An 18,930-nucleotide genomic window follows, 5' to 3' on the forward strand; every position below is an offset into this window, starting at 1 on the left:
GGCCCTACCGTGCCGGAATGACGAGCGCCAGTATCTGATCGACGCCCTCGGCGAGGGCGTCCGCCGCCGCGTCGTCGCCCGACAGATACCTGGCGAGACTCTGCTGGAACAGTCCGTCGAACACGGCGTACATGGTGGGCGGGGCGATCGTGATCGTGCGTCCCGCCAGTTCCGCGTAACGGGACACGATGCGCCAGATCATGTTTTCGAGACTCTGGTCGATCGCGGCGACGTCCGCGCGGAACGACTCCTCGAACAGCGACTGCGAGCGGAGGTCGTACCAGAGGCGATGCATGGAGGCCTCGTCGCGGAGCGAATCCACCAGCACCCGGCCGAATCCCGCCTTCAACTCCTCGGGCGTATGCGCCGTGGAAACCACGCCGTCGTAGCGCGTGACGCAGCGCGCCTTGTAGTGCCGGACGCAGTGCGTGATCAGATCGACCTTGTCGCTGAAGTAGTAGTGCAGAACGCCGTGGGAGAACTCGGAGTTCTGGGCGATCTCCCGAAGGCTGGTGCGGGCGTAGCCGAGTTCCGAGAGGGTCTGCAACGCGGCCTCGGCGAGTTGATCCCGGCGCTCGGCGAATTTGTCGACCTGGCGGCGCGAGACCCGGTCGGCGTTCTTCTCGGCGACGGGTGTCACGGCATTCTTCCTGTTCGGCTCGCGGAGTCCAGCACGGTGTGCATCAGTCTAGCCCGCGTTCCTTGACGACTGTGTAACAAAATCTTGACAGTCGTCAAGAGAAATCTTGACAGTCGTCCAGAGTCGAATACGCTGTGACCCACACCACAATGCGAACAGTGTCTCGTGACGTGGTTTCCGCGAATCGTCTCGGTGCGAAGGCAGGTCGGAATGAGCGTGCGTGATCTTGCAGGACGAAAAGCGCTGGTCACCGGTGGTGCGAAGGGGCTGGGGGCCGGAATGGCAGCCGCCCTCGCCGACGCCGGTGCGGCGGTCGTGATCGGCGACGTCCTCGAGGAGGAGGGACGCGCGACTGCCGACTCGCTCGGGAAGACCGGTGTCGACACCGGATTCGTGCTCCTCGACGTCACCGACGACGGCAACTGGGGGCGCGCCGTCGCTGCCACCGTGGAGCAACTCGGCGGACTCGACCTCCTCGTCAACAACGCCGGCATCGAGATCTCGTCGCTCGTGGTCGACATCGACCCCGCCGACGTCCGCCGGATGTGCGACGTGAACATCCTCGGTGTCGCGCTCGGCTTGAAGCACGGTCTGCGCGCGATGCGTCCCGGCGGTGCGGCGGGCGCGGGAGGGTCGATCGTCAACGTCTCCTCGGTGGCCGCCACGATCCCGTTCCCCGGCATCGCCGGCTATTCCGCCACCAAGTCCGCCGTCGACCGGCTCACCCGGGTCGCGGCGCAGGAAGCGGGAAAACTGGGCTACGGCGTCCGCGTGAACTGCGTGTACCCCGGGCTGGTCGCCACGGAGATGGGGCTCGGGCTTGCCGCCGACATGGAGAGGCTCGGATTGTGGCCCAGCGCCGACGCCGCGGTCGCCGACGTGATCGGCCTGACCCCGCTCGGGCGGCTCGGTGAGGTCGCGGACATCGCCGACACCGTCGTTTTCCTGGCCTCCGACGCCGCCCGCTTCGTCACCGGAATCGGCCTGCCGGTCGACGGTGGCATGGGCATGTAATTCGACCGCTCCGGCTCTCTCCCCGCATTCACCGAAAGGGCACGTCATGACCGAAAAGAAACCCGTCATCGTCTACGGAGTCTCCGGATACACCGGACGACTCGTGTGTGAATACCTGCGCGAGTTCAACATTCCGTTCATCGCCGCGGGACGGGACAAGAAGCGGATCCAGGAAGTGCTAGACCGCATTCCCGGCCTGGACACCGTCGATCACGACGTGGTCGAGGTAGAGCACACCGTCCCGGCGCTGACGGAACTGTTCAGCGGGGCGCGGGTGGTCAGCAATATGGTGGGCCCGTTCATCAAGTACGGTGCCGTCGTCGTCGAGGCGGCCCTCGCCGCGGGATGCCACTACACCGACACGACGGGTGAGCAGGACTGGGTTCTGGACGTGCAGGCGAAGTTCGGTGACCAGTTCGCGGAGAAGGGGTTGCTGCTCTCTCCCGGCGTCGCCCAGATGTACACTACCGGCGAGATCGCCGCGAACATCGCGCTGGAGACGCCGGGTCTGGACACGCTCGACATCCTGGTGTTGTGGAAGGGATTTCCCACGTACGCGTCCACCCAGACGATCTTCACGATCCTCAAGGCCGACTGGTATTACCTGGAACAGAACCAGTACGCGAAGTGGGAGCCCGGCAGCACCTTCGAGGTCGTCGTTCCGGGACAGCATCAGATGGCACTCGCGTTGCCGTGGGGAGGCACCTGCCACCCCGTGTGGTTCAAGGACGATCCGCGGGTGGCCAACGTGAAGGCCGCGGGCGGCGTGTTCGACCGATCCGTCATGGAGGGCGTCGTCGCGACGCAGAAGATGGTCGAAGAGCAGATCAAGACCCTGCCCGCGGACCAGCAGGAGGCCGCACTCGCCGAGATCGCCGGTTCCGTGCAGGCGGGAATGCCGCCGCGGGAGAACCCGCGCGTCAACACGTCGCTGGACTCCGTGTACGCGTCGGGGCCACTCGGGCGTGCGCACTGCGTCATCCACGGCAACTGCAACTACAAGCAGACGGGTCTCCTGCAGGCCTACGCCGCGTACTCCCTGTTGCAGCAGCCGCCGAAGCGGGCGGGACTGGCGTCGGCATGCCAGGCGTTCGGTCATCGCGAACTCCTGGGAATCCTGCGCAGTTTCGGTCTCGTGATGGAGCCGGTCGTCACCGTGCAGAGCTGATCGTCCCGGCCGCGACTTTCAGGAGGATCGCACGATGCGCTTGACCGACTACCTCGACAAGGGCGCTTCGCTCGGACCGTCGTCGCCGTGTCTGACGATGGGCGAGCGGACGCTGTCGTACGCGGACGTCCAGGACCTGAGCCGGCGGGTCGCCGCGGCGCTGGCACGGTCGGGGATCGCCGCGGGCGACAAGGTGGCCGTCCTGTCCGGCAACGATCCGACCGCGTTCTCCTGCGTGTTCGGGATCAGCCGGGCGGGGGCGGTGTGGTGCCCGATCAACCCGCGGAACGAGGCTGCGGAGAATCGGGACCTGCTCGACCTCTTCGACTGTCGCTGCCTGATCTTCCAGAAGGCGTTCGCGCCCTTGGTCGATCGGATCCGGCAGCAGTTGCCGCTGCTCACGACGCTCGTGTGCCTCGACGGCGACGAGGCCTACGCCGACTCGTTCGACGCGTGGCTGGGGACCGAACCTGTCGATGCCGAGCCCGTAGACGACCTCGCGATGATCGTCGGCACCGGCGGGACGACGGGACGGCCGAAGGGGGTGATGCTCACCGGCCGGAACATCGAGACGATGTCCGCGCTGACCCTGATGAGTTACCCGTTCGACGGCAGACCGGTGTACCTCGCCCTCGCGCCGTTGACCCACGCGGCGGGTGTTCTCTGCTTTCCGATCCTCACCCTCGGCGGGCAGGTGGTCATCCTGCCGGCACCCGACCTCGGGCAGTTCCTCGCGCACATCGACCGGGACCGAGTCACCCACACGTTCCTCCCCCCGACTCTGATCTACATGCTGCTCGACCATGCCGACCTGGAGACGACGGACCTGAGTTCGCTGCAATGCTTCTGGTACGGCGCGGCGCCGATCTCGCCGACGCGGCTGAGCGAGGCGCTGACCCGGATCGGGCCGGTGATGGCTCAGCTGTTCGGGCAGAGCGAGGCGCCGATGATGATCGCGACGATGGCGCCGAAAGACCATTTCCTGGAGGACGGCTCGGTGGCGACCGCCCGGTTGAGCTCCGCGGGCCGACCCTCCCCGCTGGTCACGGTCGCGATCATGGACGGGCAGGGAACCCTGCTGCCTGCCGGGGAGCGGGGCGAAGTGGTCGTGCGCAGCTCACTCGTCATGACGGGGTACTACAAGAATCCCGTTGCGACGCAGGAGGCGTCGGCGCACGGCTGGCATCACACGGGCGATATCGGGTACCTCGACGAGGACAACTTCCTGTACATCGTCGACCGCGCGAAGGACATGATCATCACCGGCGGATTCAACGTCTATTCCGTCGAAGTGGAACAGGCGCTCATGGCGTACCCGGGGATACAGGACTGCGGGGTGATCGGGCTCCCCGACGACAAATGGGGTGAACGGGTCGTCGCCGTCGTCCAGGCGCGAGCGGGAACACCGATCGAGGCCGACGCGCTCACGGCGTTCGTGAAGGCGCGCATCGGCAGCGTGAAGACGCCGAAGGAGATCCTGGTCTGGCCCGATCTGCCTCGTTCCAAACTCGGGAAGGTCCTCAAGAACGAGATCAAACAGCAGTTGCTCGGCTGACGACGGGCGCCCGGCACGCGGGCCTCGAAACGCGGGGGACCGGACCGTGGGTTTCGCGGCGAGTGGCGATACTGTCGGGTGATGGTGAATGGGCACGTACTCAGCAGGGAACGGCTCGCCGACGCGCTGGCACGCTTCGAACCACGGATCGTGGACCCGACGAACCGGCGGTCCGCGGCGGTCGTGATCGCCGTGATGAACGACGGCGCGGACGGTCAGGCCGTTCCACTGACCAGGCGCCCGAGCAAGATGCGCGCGCATCCGGGGCAGTTCGCGTTGCCCGGTGGCGGGGTCGATCCGGGGGAGACCGGCGAGGACGCCGCCCGGCGCGAACTGCACGAGGAACTTGGGCTCGACGTGCAGCCGTCCGCGGTGCTCGGCAGGCTCGACGACTACGTCACCCGCTCCGGGTACGTCATCACGCCCTTCGTCGTGTGGTCGGAGCAGTCGATCACCTCGCTCGTCCCCAACCACGAAGAAGTGGCGGAAGTGTTCTCGGTGGGCGTTGCCGAGATCGACGCCGAGCCGCGATTCGTGGAGATCCCCGAATCGTCGAAACCAGTAATCCAATGGCCGTTCCGGCGTCACCTCGTGCACGCCCCGACGGGCGCGGTCGTGTATCAGTTCCGGGAGGTCGCACTGCACGACCGGCACACCCGGATCGACGGTTTCGACCAACCGGTCTTCGCCTGGCGGTAGCGCGGCCACATCCACCGGGTTGCGCGACTAATCTCACAGTCCGTGACCTTCTTCGAGTCTCTCGCCCGCAAACTCGACCGCACCGGGGTCGACCCCGTCGTCTGGCACGCCCCGCCGCCCCCTCCGCTCACGGGAGTGCTCGCTCCCAACGGAGTGCTCGACGGCGTGCACCGCTGGGCCCTGCCCACCGGAGAGGGACCGGAGGACGTGGCCGTCGATCACGACGGCCGGGTGATCACCGGGGGAAACGACGGCCGGATCTGGCGGTTCGACAGTCGTGGCGACGCCACCGAACTCGCGAACACGGGCGGGCGGCCGCTCGGGGTCGAGGTCCTCGACGACGGCCGGTACCTGATCTGCGACGCCGAGCGTGGCGTGCTGAGGGTGGACGAGAAGGGGCGCGTCGAGGTGCTCGCCGACACCGCGGTCGGGCGCCCACTCGTGGCGTGCAACAACTCCGCGGTCGGCCGCGACGGCGTCGTGTACTTCACCGACTCCTCCGCGCACTTCACGATCGCCGACCACCGCTACGACCTTCTCGAACACCGGGGGACCGGTCGCCTGCTGCGTCTCGACCCGCGCACGGGGGAGACCGATCTTCTCGCCGAGGGACTGCAGTTCGCCAACGGCGTGGGCTTGGCCTCGGACGAATCGTTCGTCCTCGTCGCCGAGACCGGCTCGTACCAGATCTCCCGCGTCGACCTGACCGGTCCGTCGCAGGGCCGGACGTCCGTGTGGGCCGAGAATCTGCCCGGCATCCCGGACAACATGACGTCGCAGACCGGCGACGGGCTGTTCTGGGTGGCGCTCTACAGCCCGCGGATGCGGCTGCTGGATCTGCTCGCGCCGTACCCCGCGCTGCGCATCGTCGCGGCGAACCTGCCCGAAGCCGTCCAGCCGAACCCGGTGCACGCGGGCTGGGTGGTCGCTCTCGATCGGCGCGGCGAGATCGTGCACAGCCTGCGCGGCGGCAAGGGCAGCTACGCACCCGTCACCGGTGTGCGGGAGCACGACGGGTGGCTGTACCTGGGAAGTCTGACCGCGGACGCTGTCGCGCGCGTCCCGGTCCCGCCACGTCCGGACATTGCTGCGGACGAATGAGACGGACCTGACCTGCTCCGATGGATTCTCCGGGGGACGATCGACGGACCACCGCCGCGGTTGTGGAAGAGTGGCGAGAGCGGTGCGACGAGCGCCCGAGAACAGGTCCGCACTCGACGCTGGGGAGATATTGGTGAATTCGGTGGACCGGGACACTGCGCGGTCGGACCGGATCGTGACCGTCCCGAATCTCCTGAGCGTGGTACGCCTGCTCGGAGTGCCGCTCTTCGTGTACCTGCTGCTCGTCACGCACTCCGACGGGTGGGCCCTCGCGATCCTCATGATCAGCGGATTCACCGACTGGCTCGACGGCAAACTGGCCCGGATCCTCGACCAGTCGTCGAAGCTGGGTGCGCTGCTCGACCCGTTCGTCGATCGCCTCTACGTCGTCACGACGCTGGTGACGTTCGTCGTGCGCGGATTCATCCCGTGGTGGGTGGCGGCGATCCTGATCGGCCGCGACGCCGTTCTCGCGCTGACACTGCTGATCTACCGGCGGCGCGGACTGCCACCCCCCGACGTGATGTACCTCGGCAAGGGGGCCACGTTCCTGCTCATGTTCGCGCTGCCGATCACCCTCGCGGCGCAGGGTGACTGGAGCATCGCCACGGTGGCGGAGCCGCTCGGCGTCGCACTCCTGATCTGGGGCACGGTGCTGTACGTGTGGACCGGGCTGCTCTACACCGTCAACGCGCTGACCGTCGCGCGCACCGTTCCCGCGCGAGAACCGGGCGGCGACGAACACGAGGTCCGCTGATGAAACGGACCGAGTCCGGCGTCCGCAGGAATCCGGTGCCGTCCCTGCTGCAGTCTCTGATGAACGATCACCTGGACCCCGGCTACGAGAGCGCGGCCGAGGATCGCGAGCACGGACACTCGCGGCAGACACGGGTCGGTCGGCAGGTGTGGATCGCGATCGGCGCACTGCTCGTCGGCCTGGTGCTGTCGGTCGCCTACCGGCAGGCCACCGAACGCATCCCGGGCACCGAGCAGGTGCGGTCCGAACTCCTGAGCAAGGTGCAGGACGCGGAGGACCGGGCGGGCGCCCTCGCGGCGACCCGGGACACGTTGACGGCACAGGCGGACGACGCCCGCGCCACCGCGCTGGCCGGCGACGCCCGCGGTGCCGCACTGCTCGACGAGCTACACGGGCTCGAGGGCGACGCCGGGGTCGAGGCCGTGCACGGTCCCGGACTGACCGTGACGCTCACCGACCCCGCGGCCAAACCCAACCTTTCCGACTCGTCCCAGCGCAGTGTCGGGGGGAAGGCGGTGGTACTCGATCGCGACCTGCAGTCGGTGGTCAATTCGCTGTGGGCGGGCGGCGCCGAGGCAGTTGCGGTCGGCGACGTGCGGATCGGCCCGTCGGTGACGATCCGGCAGGCGGGTGGCGCGATGCTCGTGGACAATCAGCCGGTGTTCTCGCCGTACGTGGTCTCCGCCATCGGCCCGCAGGGTCCGATGCAGACCGGATTCGTGGTGAGCGACGCCTACCTGCGGATGTCCAGCGTGGCGCAGTTGTACGGCATCGGATTCGCGGTCGCGGAGGCCGACGATCTCCACCTGCCCGCCGCCCCGGCGCGGGAAGTGCGGGCAGCCCGGGAAGCAGGAACACGATGACAACGGCGGAGTCGGATGGAGGCGTCACACGAATGAAGGCAGCACTCAGGGGCGGATCTGCGATCTACGGGGTGCTCGCCCTGGTCGTGGGAATAGTGCTGGGAGTGGTGTTCAGCCCGCAAGTGCCCGACGCCGTGCAGCCCTACCTGCCCATCGCCGTCGTCGCCGCGCTCGACGCGGTGTTCGGCGGATTGCGCGCATACCTCGACGAGATCTTCGACTCGAAGGTGTTCGTCGTCTCGTTCGTGTTCAACGTCCTCGTGGCGGCGCTGATCGTGTGGCTCGGTGACCAACTCGGTGTCGGAACCCAGCTGTCCACCGCGATCGTCGTCGTGCTCGGCATCCGCATCTTCGGCAACGCGGCCGCGCTGCGGCGGCGTCTGTTCGGGGCGTGAGCGCGACGTGAGCGGGCACGAGGGCAGACACGAGCTGCACGGCAACGAACCCACGACGTCGCGGCGCTCCCATGTCGTCTTCGCGCTGCTGGCCGCGCTCCTGCTCGGCGGGCTGGGAATCGCGATCGTGACGCAGGTGAAGAACACCGGGTCCGGCGACACGCTCGACTCGGCGAGCCCCGCGGATCTGCTGGTCGTCCTGGACACGCTGAATCAGCGGGAGGCGGCTCTGCGGCAGGAGATCGCATCGCTGGAACAGACCTTGGCAACCTTGCAACAGAGTGGCAGTTCCGGGGCGGCGCTCGACGAGGCTCAGGCCCGGTTGACGGCCCTGTCGATCCAGGTCGGGAGCGCACCGGCCACCGGCCCCGGCGTGACGCTGCGCATCACCGACCCCAACAAGGGGGTCGGATCCGAGGTCCTGCTCGACCTCGTCCAGGAACTGCGCGCCGCGGGCGCCGAGGCCGTCCAGATCCAGGGTGCCGACGGCCCGCCCATCCGGATCGGCGTCGACTCGTGGGTGTCCGGTTCGGCAGGCGGCGTGTCGGTTGACGGCCGCAGGGTGAGCGCCCCCTACGGAGTTGTCGCCATCGGTGATCCGCCGACTCTGGCGGCGGCCCTGAACATTCCCGGCGGGGTGGTCGACACGGTGGCGCGCAGCGGTGGACAGTTGACGATCGAACAATCGCAGCAGGTCACGATCTCCGCCTTGCGGGAGGCGAAACCTCGCCAATACGCTCAGCCCGGAAATTGATCTTCGCATCCGCCCGCGGATTGCCATCGAAAGGAAGCCACTGTGAGTGAGCTCGAAATCCCCGCCGATCGTCGGTACACCGCCGAACACGAGTGGGTCGAGCGGACGGGGCCCACGACGGTACGCGTCGGCATCACCGATTTCGCGCAGTCCCAGCTCGGCGACGTCGTGTTCGTCCAGCTTCCGGCGGTCGACGAGGACGTGACGGCGGGCGAATCGTTCGGCGAGGTGGAATCCACCAAGAGCGTCTCCGACATCTTCGCCCCGCTGACGGCGAAAGTCGTTGCCGCCAACGCTGATCTGGACGGCAACCCGGAACTCGTGAACTCCGCGCCCTACGGGCAGGGGTGGCTGGTGGAACTCGGCGTCGACGACGAGGCGACCCTCGACGCCGCACTGGCCGAAATGCTGGACGCCGCCGGGTATGCAGACATCACGGCAGGATAATTTCCCGCCGGACACGCGAAGCGGTAATCGGATAGTTTCGGAAGGTGCCGACAGCCCGGAAAACGGGGTTGCCGGGGAAATCCGCTGTCGGAATACCGGTTCGTAATGTACTGGCGGCCTGTCTCACTACACGCACCGGCGTGCGCAGGGTACGGTCAATGTTGAACGCATGTGCCGTGTCGGGGCGCAGGTCCGTAGTTTGAATGTGATCGTGGGAGTTTGCACAGAAGTTAATGTGCACGGGAACCGAATTATGTAGTACCGAGTGGCATTGCGTAGTCCAGCGAATCTTGCTGGATGATCGAACTAGGAGGAGAAACGGTGAGCGAGAACGGCAACGACGCGGTCTATGGGGAGACGCCGGCGGAAACCACGTCGGTCTTCCGCGCGGACTTTCTCAATGAGCTCGACAACTCCTCGGCAACCCAGGCTCCGGAAGCTCCGGTGTCGGGTGTGGAGGGACTGCCCGCGGGCTCTGCCCTGCTCGTCGTCAAGCGTGGACCGAACGCAGGGTCGCGCTTCCTGCTCGACCAGCCGACGACGTCCGCAGGACGGCATCCCGACAGCGACATCTTCCTCGACGACGTGACGGTCAGCCGTCGTCATGCGGAGTTCCGCCAGGAGGACGACGAGTTCCAGGTGGTCGACGTCGGCAGCCTCAACGGCACCTACGTCAACCGCGAGCCGGTCGACTCGGCAGTCCTCGCGAACGGTGACGAGGTGCAGATCGGCAAGTTCCGGTTGGTCTTCCTGACCGGACCCCGGACCACGGCCGGTGGGTCGCAGATCGGTGAGACGTCAGCTGGTGCGGGTAGCCAATGACCGCGGTGCGGCAGCAGCAGGCGCATTCGGGGATGTCGATCGGCTCCGTGCTGGATCGACTGCGCCCCGATTTTCCTGATGTGACGATCTCGAAGATCCGATTCCTCGAAGCCGAGGGTCTCATCAGCCCGCAGCGCACTCCCTCGGGGTATCGGCGATTCTCGATCGCCGACACTGAACGACTGCGCTACGTCCTGACGGCGCAGCGCGATCAGTATCTGCCGCTGAAGGTCATCAAGGAGCAGCTCGAGGCCATCGACAGAGGTGTGGCCACGGTCGGCGCAGGCGATTCTTCGCCGCGCCGGCCGCGCGCGCTCACCGTGGCCCCGGGTGAGGTGTCCCCGGAGGAATTCCGCCCGGACCGCGAGGTGCGGATCAGCCGCGACGATCTGATCTCCCGGGCGGGGATCGACGAGAAGTTCCTCGTCGAGCTGACCCGGGGAGGCCTGGTCGTTCCCGGGCCCGCGGGCTTCTTCGACGAGGATGCGGTGACGCTGGCGCGCACCGCAAGGGCGATGTCCGAGTTCGGACTCGAGGTGCGGCACCTGAGGGCGTTCAAACTGGCCGCCGACCGCGAGGCCGGGTTGGTCGCGCAGATCGCCGGGCCCGTCGCCAAGGGCCGCGACGCCGGCGCACGGGATCGCGCCGAGGAGATGGTGCGCGAACTGGCTGCGCTGTCTCTGACGTTGCACACCTGCCTGGTGAAGTCGGCAGTCCGAGGTGCGCTCGATCGGTGAGGTGAGTTCGCCGGCGGTCCCACCTCGGAACTTCCCAACGACGCTGCGCTCGAACGGCTGTACGGTCGAAGAGCAGACACGAATCGAATAGAATCCTGGTACGGCATTGTGTGCCGCGGACGGACCATTGCAGGGTGGAGGCAGACGCGATGAGCGAAATGCACGTGATCGGAGTTCGTGTCGAGCAGCCCCAGAATCAACCTGTCCTGCTGCTGCGGGAAACCGACGGCGAACGGTACCTGCCCATCTGGATCGGACAGACCGAGGCCACGGCCATCGCACTCGAGCAGCAGGGTGTCGAGCCGGCGCGCCCGCTGACCCACGACCTGATCAAGAATCTGATCGAAGCGTTCGGTCGCACTCTGAAGGAAGTCCGCATCGTCGAGCTCCGCGAGGGCACGTTCTACGCCGACCTGGTGTTCGACCAGAACACCCGCGTCTCGGCGCGCCCGTCCGACTCCATCGCGATCGCACTGCGCATCGGGGTTCCGATCTTCGCCGAGGAAGCGGTGCTCACGGAGGCCGGTCTGGTCATGCCCGACGAGCGTGAGGACGAGGTCGAGAAGTTCAAGGAATTCCTCGAGTCCGTGTCGCCGGACGATTTCAAGGCGACCGACGGCTAGGTTTCTCCAGCGGAAGAGCCGTCCAGCAGTAACAGTTGAGGTTCCTCCGGCGCGTTGCGTTGACCCGGTCTCCTCGGAGTCATAGCGTTCGGTGCAGTGATTTTCTGCCCTGCAGATTGTATCGGGCGTACGCTGAGTAGGTTCAGGGTACGGACTAGCTCGATGTCACTGGTGGCGCTTGCGCCGCTCGATGTGCTGCGGATTGCCGCGGACACTGGCGACGCGCGTCACAGGCGCACTGATCGTCGGGTTCAGTGCAACATGTGAGAGGGAGTAGTCAGTGGGAGATCGGCCGCAGGAGAATGCGCTGAATCTTGCGCCCGGCGACAACGTTGCCGAGCCCGAGTTCAGCTCCGAGGAGATCCAGCCGGGCCTCTTCCCGGACGATTCCGTGCCCGACGACCTCGTCGGATACCGCGTTCCCATCGCCTGCCAGATCGCGGGAATCACCTACCGTCAGCTCGATTACTGGGCTCGCACGTCCCTCGTGGTGCCGTCCATCCGCGGCGCGGCCGGGTCGGGCAGCCAACGGCTGTACTCGTTCAAGGACATCCTCGTCCTCAAGATCGTCAAGCGTCTGCTCGACACCGGAATATCCTTGCAGAACATTCGCGTGGCCGTCGACCACCTCCGGAAGCGCGGAGTGCGGGACTTGGCCAAGATCACACTTTTCTCGGACGGGACCACGGTCTACGAGTGCACGTCGGCCGAGGAAGTCGTCGATCTGCTCCAGGGTGGGCAGGGTGTGTTCGGCATCGCGGTCAGTGGTGCAATGCGCGAACTGACCGGCACCATCGCCGATTTCCCGGCAGAGCGCGCCGACGGCGGCGAGAGCGAGCAGAGCCCCGAGGACGAGCTGGCGTCGCGGCGCAAGAACCGCGCGAGCCGCAAGACCGGCTAGACCGCAGACCCGGAGCCCGGCGCTGGTTGCGCCGCTGTCTGTGCTCGTGACATAGACTGGCGGTGCGTCGACGCCGTGCGGGAGAGTTCCGGGCACTGCATGCACAGCAGCATCGTGCTTGCGGGAGTTCGGGCGCCGAAGGAGCAACACCTCCCCGTCAATCTCTCAGGCAAACAGGACCGTGCGGGCTCCGACGCCTCTGGAAAGCGGTGGGAGCACCCACCCGCCCACGGGGAAAGGGCCGTCTTCGCACGCGAACGACGGTACCGAATCTCTCAGGCGCTCGACCCGAGCAGGCGACAGAGGGGGAGGGGCGTTCCGCAGAGCGGGGCGTGTCCTGATCCTCCGAACTGCTTGGGAGTTGTCGTGATCGACGCTGGAAGCCGTACATTCGCCGATCGTCATGTCGGCCCGAACGCTGCGGAACTCGCGCACATTCTCGAACTGGTCGGAGCAGAGTCGCTCGACGACCTCGCGTCGAAGGCCGTTCCCGCCGTCATCCTGGACGGGGTCACGGGCGGCATCGCCGACGGCCTCGACGCCCTGCCCGCACCGGTCTCCGAGCACGAGGCGCTCGCCGAACTGTCCGCACTCGCCGCACAGAACACCGTGGCGACGTCCATGATCGGGCTCGGCTACTACGACACCCTCACCCCGCCGGTTCTGATCCGGAACATCATCGAGAACCCGGCCTGGTACACGGCCTACACGCCGTACCAGCCCGAAATCAGCCAGGGCCGCCTCGAGGCCCTCCTCAACTTCCAGACGATGGTCGCCGACCTGACCGGCATGGAGGTCGCCAACTCGTCGATGCTCGACGAGGCCACCGCCGCCGCCGAGGCGATGACCCTGCTGCGCCGGGCGAGCAAGAGCAAGTCCCCGCGGTTCGTCGTCGACGCCGACCTGTTCCCGCAGACGCTGGCGGTCGTCGAGACCCGGGCCGAGCCGCTCGGCATCGAGATCGTGGTGGCCGACCTGTCCGCGGGCCTACCGGACGGCGACTTCTTCGGCGTCCTCGGACAGATGCCCGGCGCGTCCGGCCGCATCGTCGATTACACCGACGTGATCGCCGCAGCCCACGAGCGCGGCGCACTGGTCGCGGTCGGTGCGGACCTGCTGGCGCTGACTCTCCTCACCCCGCCCGGCGAGATCGGTGCGGACGCCTGCTTCGGCACCACCCAGCGGTTCGGTGTCCCCATGGGCTTCGGTGGGCCGCACGCCGGCTACCTGGCCGTGCACACCAAGCACGCACGTCAGCTTCCCGGGCGTCTGGTGGGCGTCTCCGTCGACGCCGACGGTGACAAGGCCTACCGGCTGGCGCTGCAGACCCGCGAGCAGCACATTCGCCGTGAGAAGGCGACCTCGAACATCTGCACCGCGCAGGTGCTCCTCGCGATTCTCGCGGCCATGTACGCCAGCTACCACGGCGCCGAGGGCCTGAAGGCAATAGCGCTGCGCGTGGCGAACACGGCACACTCCCTGGCGGCCGCCCTCCGTAAGGCCGGCGCCGTCGTCGTACACGAGCACTTCTTCGACACGATCCTCGTGCGTGTCGACGGCCGGGCGGCGGATGTGGTGGCGAAGGCGAAGGACGCCGGCATCAACCTGCGGTTCGTCGACGCCGATCACGTCGCCGTCGCGTGCGACGAGGCCACCACCGACGACGACGTCGCCCGCGTGCTGGCGGCGTTCGGGGGTGACGGCGCCGTGGTCCCCGAGGCGGGCACGTCCGTCCCGAACGCGCAGCTCCGCGGATCCGACTACCTGCAGCACGAGGCGTTCACCCGGTACCGCACCGAAACGGCGATGCTGCGCTACCTCCGGGCGTTGTCCGACAAGGACATCGCACTCGACCGCAGCATGATCCCGCTGGGTTCCTGCACGATGAAGCTCAATGCCACCGCCGAGATGGAAGCGATCACCTGGCCCGCGTTCGCCGGACTGCACCCGTTCGCGCCCACCGGAGACACCCCGGGAATTCTCCGCATCATCAAGGATCTCGAGAACTGGCTCGTCGCCGTCACCGGCTACGACGCGGTCAGCCTGCAGCCGAATGCCGGCAGCCAGGGCGAGTACGCCGGACTGCTCGCGATCCGCAACTACCACCTCAGCCGCGGCGACGATCACCGCGACACCTGCCTCATCCCGTCGAGCGCCCACGGCACCAACGCCGCATCGGCGGTCATGGCCGGGATGCGCGTCGAGGTCGTCGCGTGCCGCCCGAACGGTGACGTGGACCTCGACGATCTGCGGGCGAAGATCGCGGACCATGCCGAGCGCCTCGCGGCGATCATGATCACCTACCCGTCCACCCACGGGGTGTACGAGCACGAGATCGCCGACATCTGCGCCGCCGTCCACGACGCAGGCGGCCAGGTGTACGTCGACGGCGCCAACCTCAACGCCCTGGTCGGTCTGGCCCGGCCCGGACGGTTCGGCGGCGACGTCAGCCACCTCAACCTGCACAAGACGTTCTGCATCCCCCACGGAGGCGGCGGACCCGGTGTCGGTCCGATCGGTGTGCGGTCGCACCTCACACCGTTCCTGCCCGGGCATCCGCTCGCACCCGAACTCGGCACTGCCGGGCCGATTTCCGCGGCCCCGTACGGCAGCGCGTCGATCCTGCCCATCACGTGGGCGTACATCCGGATGATGGGCGCCGTCGGACTGCGCCGCGCCAGCCTGACTGCGATCGCGTCGGCCAACTACATCGCCCGCCGCCTGGACGAGTACTTCCCCGTCCTCTACACCGGCGAGGGCGGAATGGTGGCCCACGAGTGCATCCTCGACCTCCGGCAGATCACCAAGGACACCGGTGTGACCGTGGACGATGTCGCAAAGCGTCTCGCCGACTACGGTTTCCACGCTCCGACGATGAGCTTCCCGGTGGCGGGCACGCTGATGGTGGAGCCCACCGAGAGCGAGAACCTCGAAGAGATCGACGCCTTCTGCGAGGCGATGATCGCGATCCGCGACGAGATCGACCGCGTGGGCTCGGGGGAGTGGACGGTGGACGACAACCCGCTGCGCGGTGCCCCGCACACGGCCGGCTGCCTGGCGGCGGAGTGGAACCACCCCTACACCCGGGAGACGGCGGTGTTCCCCCGCGGCAAGGCCCGGCCGAAGGTGTGGCCCGCGGTGCGGCGCATCGACGGCGCGCACGGCGACCGCAACCTCGTGTGCTCCTGCCCGCCGATCTCCGCGTTCGAAGGCGCCTGACCGCGGAGGCCCGCCCCGCTTCGGCGGGCGGGCCCTCCGCAATCAGTCTGCGCGCACCAGTTCGAGGATCGTGATCTCCGGTGGGGCGCCCACCCGCACGGGCGGACCCCACGCGCCGACACCGCGGGTCGTGTACAGGACGGTGTTCCCGATCCGGTCGAGCCCCGCCACCGACGGCTGCTGCAACGGCACCAGATAGTTCAGCGGCCACATCTGGCCGCCGTGCGTGTGCCCGGACAGTTGCAGGTCCACACCGAGATCCGACGCCTCCAGGGCCTGCCGCGGTTCGTGCGCGAGCAGCACGACGAACGTTGACGGATCGCGTCCCGCGAGCGCGGCAGGGAGATCCGGTTCATACGGCGCCGGCGCCGAGTAGTCGTGGATGCCCGCGATGTCGATGGCGGCGCCGCCCCGCGTGATGGTCGCGTGCTCGTTGCGCAGCGTCCTGATACCCAATCGATCCCACACGTCGAGCCACCGGCCACCGTCGTCGGCGTAGAACTCGTGATTGCCGCTGACCCCGAACACCCCGAGCGGGGCCTCGAGGTCGCCGAGCGGCTGTAGGTCGGGCGCCACTTTCGCGACGGTCCCGTCCACCAGGTCGCCCGCGATCGCGACGAGATCCGGCCGCTCCGCGTTCACGAGATCGACCACTCGGCGCGTGAAATCGACTCCTCGCGCCGGGCCGACGTGCAGGTCGGAGACGAGCGCCACGCGCACACCCTCGAACTCGGCGGGGAGGCGCTGCAGCGGAACCCGGACCCGGACGATCCGCGGACGAGCGGCCTCCCGCACCCCGTAACCGGCGGCGGCGACGGCACCCACCACCACGACCGCGGTGGCGATGCGCAGACCTCGCCGACGTGACAGATCGACCTGTTCGTCGCGCCCTTTGCCGCGCAGGCGGGCGAACAGCCGGGTGAGCAGCGACACCAGGGCGACCACGAGAAGTCCGAGCACCAGATAGAACATCGCGCCGAGCCACACCCAGCCCACCCATCCCGGTGGACGCGCCCATCCTGGATCGAAGGCTTCGCCGCTGCCCACGCCGATGACGGCGAGAACCCACAGGGCGACGAGGGTCACGTCGACGACCACGGACCAGGGGCGCCCCAATCCGGTGGCCCGGACGAGCCGCCGATGAAGCCACCAGGTGACGAGCGCGAGGAAGACCGCGAAAACCAGGAGCCTCGTCACGACAGCAGCTTGCTGATCGCGGTCGGCAATGCCGCTCCGTCCGAGGACGCGACCTTCTCCAGGGACCCGCCGGTGCGATCGGCCAGTGCCTGCAACGTGTTGAGGTCCGGATTCTCGCCGATCGTCACCACGTCGATGCGGACCGGCTTCGACGTACTCGAGGCCGCGGCGACGGCGGACAGCAGATCCGCGCGCGCGACGGAATCGTCGTTGGCGCCGTCGGTGACGAGCAGAACCGAATTGGTGCGGCCCGGCGTGTATCCGTCTACGGCACTCTTGTAGGCGGCTTCGAGCGACGTGTAGGTCGAGGACCCGGTGGCGGACGTCGCCTTGGCGAGCCGGGCGTCGAGGGCCTGCCTGCGGGTGCCCTCGGTGAATCCGCCCGCCGACAGGGGACCCGTGGCAACCACGGTCGTGTACGGCCGGGACCCGTCGAGAGCGGTGCTGTACTCCCACAACCCGAGGTTCGACGAGTCCGGAGAACGATCCACGTGGGCGGCCAGCGCTGCCGTCGTGTTCGCCAGTCGCGTCGCCGTCCCCTCGCGTTCGCTCATCGAACTGGAGACGTCGAGCAGGATGGTGGACGTGCGCGGCGAGATCGGATTCCGGATCACCCGCATCAGCTCGGCCGCAGCGGCGGCGTCCGCGGGAACCAGGGTGGATTCGAAACCGGGAAAGGCCAGCGTCGTGTCGTCGGGGCGGGCGAGCCCCTCGACCCGGAAACCGGCGTCGGCCAGGACCTGCGCCTGTTCGGGTCGACGGACGAATTCCGCGAACTGCGCGGCGGCGCGGCTCTGCGTCTCATCGACGGATGGGCCTGCCAGGACGGCTGCCGGGTGATCTGCCACGGGTGTGGGGCCTTTCGGCATCGATGCGGTGATGTCTGCTCCGGGTGCGTCGCGCAGGGCCTGATAGACCTGCTGTTCGGTGGTGGCGACCGCATGGATGGCAGAGGTCGCGGGGTCGCCCTGCTCGGCCAGCGCGGTGAGCGCCTCCCGCGTCGTCCCGGGTTTCGTCCCCGTCGACGCCTCGTAGCCGAGCGCCAGATCGGTGAGTGCCGACGTGACGGGAACGGAACGTGCCTGCTCCTCCGTCACCGGACCGGTGCTGCTTCCGGTGACGGCGGCAGCGACCGCTTCGACGGCCATCTCCGTACTCTCGGCACCGGGGCCGACGGGGAGCGCCAAGCCCAGGCTGCCCCAGCCCGGCAGACCGAGAGTCGCGAGGGAGTCGCGTCCCGTCTGCAGGGACGGCAACTCCTTCCAGTCGAGCGCCGCCGTGCCCGGCGCGTTCGCGAACGCCGTCCGGACGGCGAGGACCACCGGGCTGGTCGCCAGCGGACGTGCCTCACCGCTGATGACACCGGTCGCCGACACCTGCTTGACGGAATGCGAGCTGGACGGAATCCACAGGGCTGGGCGGGGGCCGAATGCCGCTGCGTCCCACGGGCCGTCGGGGCCCGCGGACAGGGCGTCGCGCACGGTGTCGGACGCGACGGCGGTGACCGTCACCGACACGCACTGATCGCGTATCACCGGCGCCGTCGCCGTGTACTGGTCGGCGAGAGTCTGCAATTGGGGTGCGATGTCGGGATCGGCCGCGACAGCGAGCACCGATTCGCCTTCGACGCAGGCTCCGGCGGCTGCCGCTCCCTGATCGTTGATCCGGTCACGCAGTTGGAACCAGCCCAGCACGCCGAGCACGAGCACGACGACGAGACCGAGCACGATCAAAGGCCCCTTGCTGATACCCCTGGCGCGCGATTCGCCGCGATGCTGCCCCACGTGCTTTCCAGCCCCTGTCCGACGAGTTCGACGTTGACCCTCGCAGTGTAGTGATGCGCGGTGTCAACCCCCTGATACGTGAGTGGCAAAGTGTGCTCCCGCACGCTTTGCCGCTCACCTGCCGGTCTGTCGGGCGCTGTCGGTCAGGCGTTGGCGGCTTTGTATTCGCGGCGGCGACGGTGCAGGATCGGTTCGGTGTAGCCGGAGGGCTGCGCGGTGCCGTCGAGGATGAGTTCCTTGGCGGCCTGGAACGC

Annotated in this window: 18 protein-coding genes and 1 riboswitch; of the genes, 15 read left to right on the forward strand and 3 right to left on the reverse strand. The window is 67.9% G+C overall.

Annotated elements, in window-relative coordinates; all coding sequences use genetic code 11:
• Positions 1–4: 4 nt before the first annotated feature.
• A complete protein-coding gene (locus tag MLGJGCBP_RS37735; RefSeq protein ID WP_160102326.1) occupies positions 5–640 on the reverse strand; it encodes a TetR/AcrR family transcriptional regulator in 636 nt (211 codons plus the stop codon).
• Positions 641–850: 210 nt separating this feature from the next.
• Between MLGJGCBP_RS37735 and MLGJGCBP_RS37740 the strand changes: the two genes are divergently transcribed.
• The 15 genes from MLGJGCBP_RS37740 (at position 851) to gcvP (ending at position 15,695) form a co-directional block, all read left to right on the forward strand.
• Positions 851–1,654 carry an SDR family NAD(P)-dependent oxidoreductase gene (locus MLGJGCBP_RS37740; RefSeq protein WP_160102328.1) on the forward strand — a complete coding sequence of 268 codons (804 nt, stop codon included), beginning with the start codon at positions 851–853 and terminating at the stop codon, positions 1,652–1,654.
• A gap of 46 nt (positions 1,655–1,700) precedes the next feature.
• The gene (locus MLGJGCBP_RS37745) at positions 1,701–2,822 is read left to right on the forward strand and encodes a DUF5938 domain-containing protein (RefSeq protein WP_160102330.1); all 1,122 of its coding nucleotides are present in this window, start codon (positions 1,701–1,703) and stop codon (positions 2,820–2,822) included.
• 34 nt (positions 2,823–2,856) lie between these two features.
• Entirely contained in the window at positions 2,857–4,377 is a 1,521-nt protein-coding gene (locus tag MLGJGCBP_RS37750) for an acyl-CoA synthetase (RefSeq protein WP_160102332.1), read from the forward strand.
• A gap of 81 nt (positions 4,378–4,458) precedes the next feature.
• A complete protein-coding gene (locus MLGJGCBP_RS37755) occupies positions 4,459–5,076 on the forward strand; it encodes an NUDIX hydrolase (protein ID WP_087562134.1) in 618 nt (205 codons plus the stop codon).
• 42 nt (positions 5,077–5,118) lie between these two features.
• Entirely contained in the window at positions 5,119–6,177 is a 1,059-nt protein-coding gene (locus MLGJGCBP_RS37760; RefSeq protein WP_160102334.1) for an SMP-30/gluconolactonase/LRE family protein, read from the forward strand.
• Positions 6,178–6,310: 133 nt separating this feature from the next.
• Positions 6,311–6,934, forward strand: a complete 624-nt coding sequence (locus tag MLGJGCBP_RS37765) for a CDP-alcohol phosphatidyltransferase family protein (protein WP_160102336.1) — start codon at positions 6,311–6,313, stop codon at positions 6,932–6,934.
• On the forward strand, positions 6,934–7,797 hold the full coding sequence (locus MLGJGCBP_RS37770) for a DUF881 domain-containing protein (protein ID WP_087562137.1): 864 nt from the start codon (positions 6,934–6,936) through the stop codon (positions 7,795–7,797). Before MLGJGCBP_RS37765 ends, MLGJGCBP_RS37770 begins: the two co-directional genes overlap by 1 nt.
• A 32-nt stretch (positions 7,798–7,829) precedes the next feature.
• On the forward strand, positions 7,830–8,192 hold the full coding sequence (locus tag MLGJGCBP_RS37775; RefSeq protein ID WP_160102338.1) for a small basic family protein: 363 nt from the start codon (positions 7,830–7,832) through the stop codon (positions 8,190–8,192).
• A gap of 7 nt (positions 8,193–8,199) precedes the next feature.
• Positions 8,200–8,946 carry a DUF881 domain-containing protein gene (locus tag MLGJGCBP_RS37780; RefSeq protein WP_160102340.1) on the forward strand — a complete coding sequence of 249 codons (747 nt, stop codon included), beginning with the start codon at positions 8,200–8,202 and terminating at the stop codon, positions 8,944–8,946.
• A 42-nt stretch (positions 8,947–8,988) separates the two neighbouring features.
• A complete protein-coding gene (gene gcvH / locus MLGJGCBP_RS37785; RefSeq protein WP_087562140.1) occupies positions 8,989–9,393 on the forward strand; it encodes a glycine cleavage system protein GcvH in 405 nt (134 codons plus the stop codon).
• Between the two features lie 297 nt (positions 9,394–9,690).
• Positions 9,691–10,215: an oxoglutarate dehydrogenase inhibitor Odhl gene (odhI, locus tag MLGJGCBP_RS37790; protein WP_370183841.1), complete on the forward strand. Its 525-nt coding sequence runs from the start codon at positions 9,691–9,693 to the stop codon at positions 10,213–10,215.
• Positions 10,212–10,952: a transcriptional regulator FtsR gene (gene ftsR, locus MLGJGCBP_RS37795; RefSeq protein ID WP_124394325.1), complete on the forward strand. Its 741-nt coding sequence runs from the start codon at positions 10,212–10,214 to the stop codon at positions 10,950–10,952. The genes odhI and ftsR overlap by 4 nt, the downstream gene beginning before the upstream one ends.
• Positions 10,953–11,101: 149 nt before the next feature.
• Positions 11,102–11,575, forward strand: coding sequence for a bifunctional nuclease family protein (locus tag MLGJGCBP_RS37800; RefSeq protein ID WP_087562142.1), 474 nt, complete (start codon positions 11,102–11,104; stop codon positions 11,573–11,575).
• A gap of 280 nt (positions 11,576–11,855) precedes the next feature.
• Entirely contained in the window at positions 11,856–12,476 is a 621-nt protein-coding gene (locus tag MLGJGCBP_RS37805) for a MerR family transcriptional regulator (protein WP_012687890.1), read from the forward strand.
• Positions 12,477–12,544: 68 nt separating this feature from the next.
• Positions 12,545–12,668, forward strand: a riboswitch (glycine riboswitch).
• Positions 12,669–12,842: 174 nt separating this feature from the next.
• Positions 12,843–15,695 (forward strand): aminomethyl-transferring glycine dehydrogenase, encoded by a 2,853-nt coding sequence (gcvP, locus tag MLGJGCBP_RS37810; RefSeq protein ID WP_160102342.1) that lies wholly within the window; start codon positions 12,843–12,845, stop codon positions 15,693–15,695.
• A gap of 42 nt (positions 15,696–15,737) precedes the next feature.
• On the opposite strand, the gene MLGJGCBP_RS37815 is transcribed toward gcvP, so the two are convergent.
• The gene (locus MLGJGCBP_RS37815; protein WP_160102344.1) at positions 15,738–16,892 is read right to left on the reverse strand and encodes a metallophosphoesterase; all 1,155 of its coding nucleotides are present in this window, start codon (positions 16,890–16,892) and stop codon (positions 15,738–15,740) included.
• Positions 16,889–18,676, reverse strand: coding sequence for a substrate-binding domain-containing protein (locus MLGJGCBP_RS37820; RefSeq protein WP_160102346.1), 1,788 nt, complete (start codon positions 18,674–18,676; stop codon positions 16,889–16,891). The genes MLGJGCBP_RS37815 and MLGJGCBP_RS37820 overlap by 4 nt, the downstream gene beginning before the upstream one ends.
• Positions 18,677–18,930 lie beyond the last annotated feature (254 nt).

The organism is Rhodococcus sp. T7, from assembly GCF_009872365.1.
Lineage (GTDB): Bacteria > Actinomycetota > Actinomycetes > Mycobacteriales > Mycobacteriaceae > Rhodococcus_F.

Excerpts from the sequence above, each read along its gene's own strand:
- MLGJGCBP_RS37750 (WP_160102332.1), top strand. The coding sequence starts at position 2,857 with ATGCGCTTGACCGACTACCTCGACAAGGGCGCTTCGCTCGGACCGTCG.
- MLGJGCBP_RS37770 (WP_087562137.1), top strand. The coding sequence starts at position 6,934 with ATGAAACGGACCGAGTCCGGCGTCCGCAGGAATCCGGTGCCGTCCCTG.
- odhI (WP_370183841.1), top strand. The coding sequence starts at position 9,691 with ATGATCGAACTAGGAGGAGAAACGGTGAGCGAGAACGGCAACGACGCG.
- MLGJGCBP_RS37740 (WP_160102328.1), top strand. The coding sequence starts at position 851 with ATGAGCGTGCGTGATCTTGCAGGACGAAAAGCGCTGGTCACCGGTGGT.
- ftsR (WP_124394325.1), top strand. The coding sequence starts at position 10,212 with ATGACCGCGGTGCGGCAGCAGCAGGCGCATTCGGGGATGTCGATCGGC.
- MLGJGCBP_RS37745 (WP_160102330.1), top strand. The coding sequence starts at position 1,701 with ATGACCGAAAAGAAACCCGTCATCGTCTACGGAGTCTCCGGATACACC.
- MLGJGCBP_RS37775 (WP_160102338.1), top strand. The coding sequence starts at position 7,830 with ATGAAGGCAGCACTCAGGGGCGGATCTGCGATCTACGGGGTGCTCGCC.
- MLGJGCBP_RS37800 (WP_087562142.1), top strand. The coding sequence starts at position 11,102 with ATGAGCGAAATGCACGTGATCGGAGTTCGTGTCGAGCAGCCCCAGAAT.
- MLGJGCBP_RS37755 (WP_087562134.1), top strand. The coding sequence starts at position 4,459 with ATGGTGAATGGGCACGTACTCAGCAGGGAACGGCTCGCCGACGCGCTG.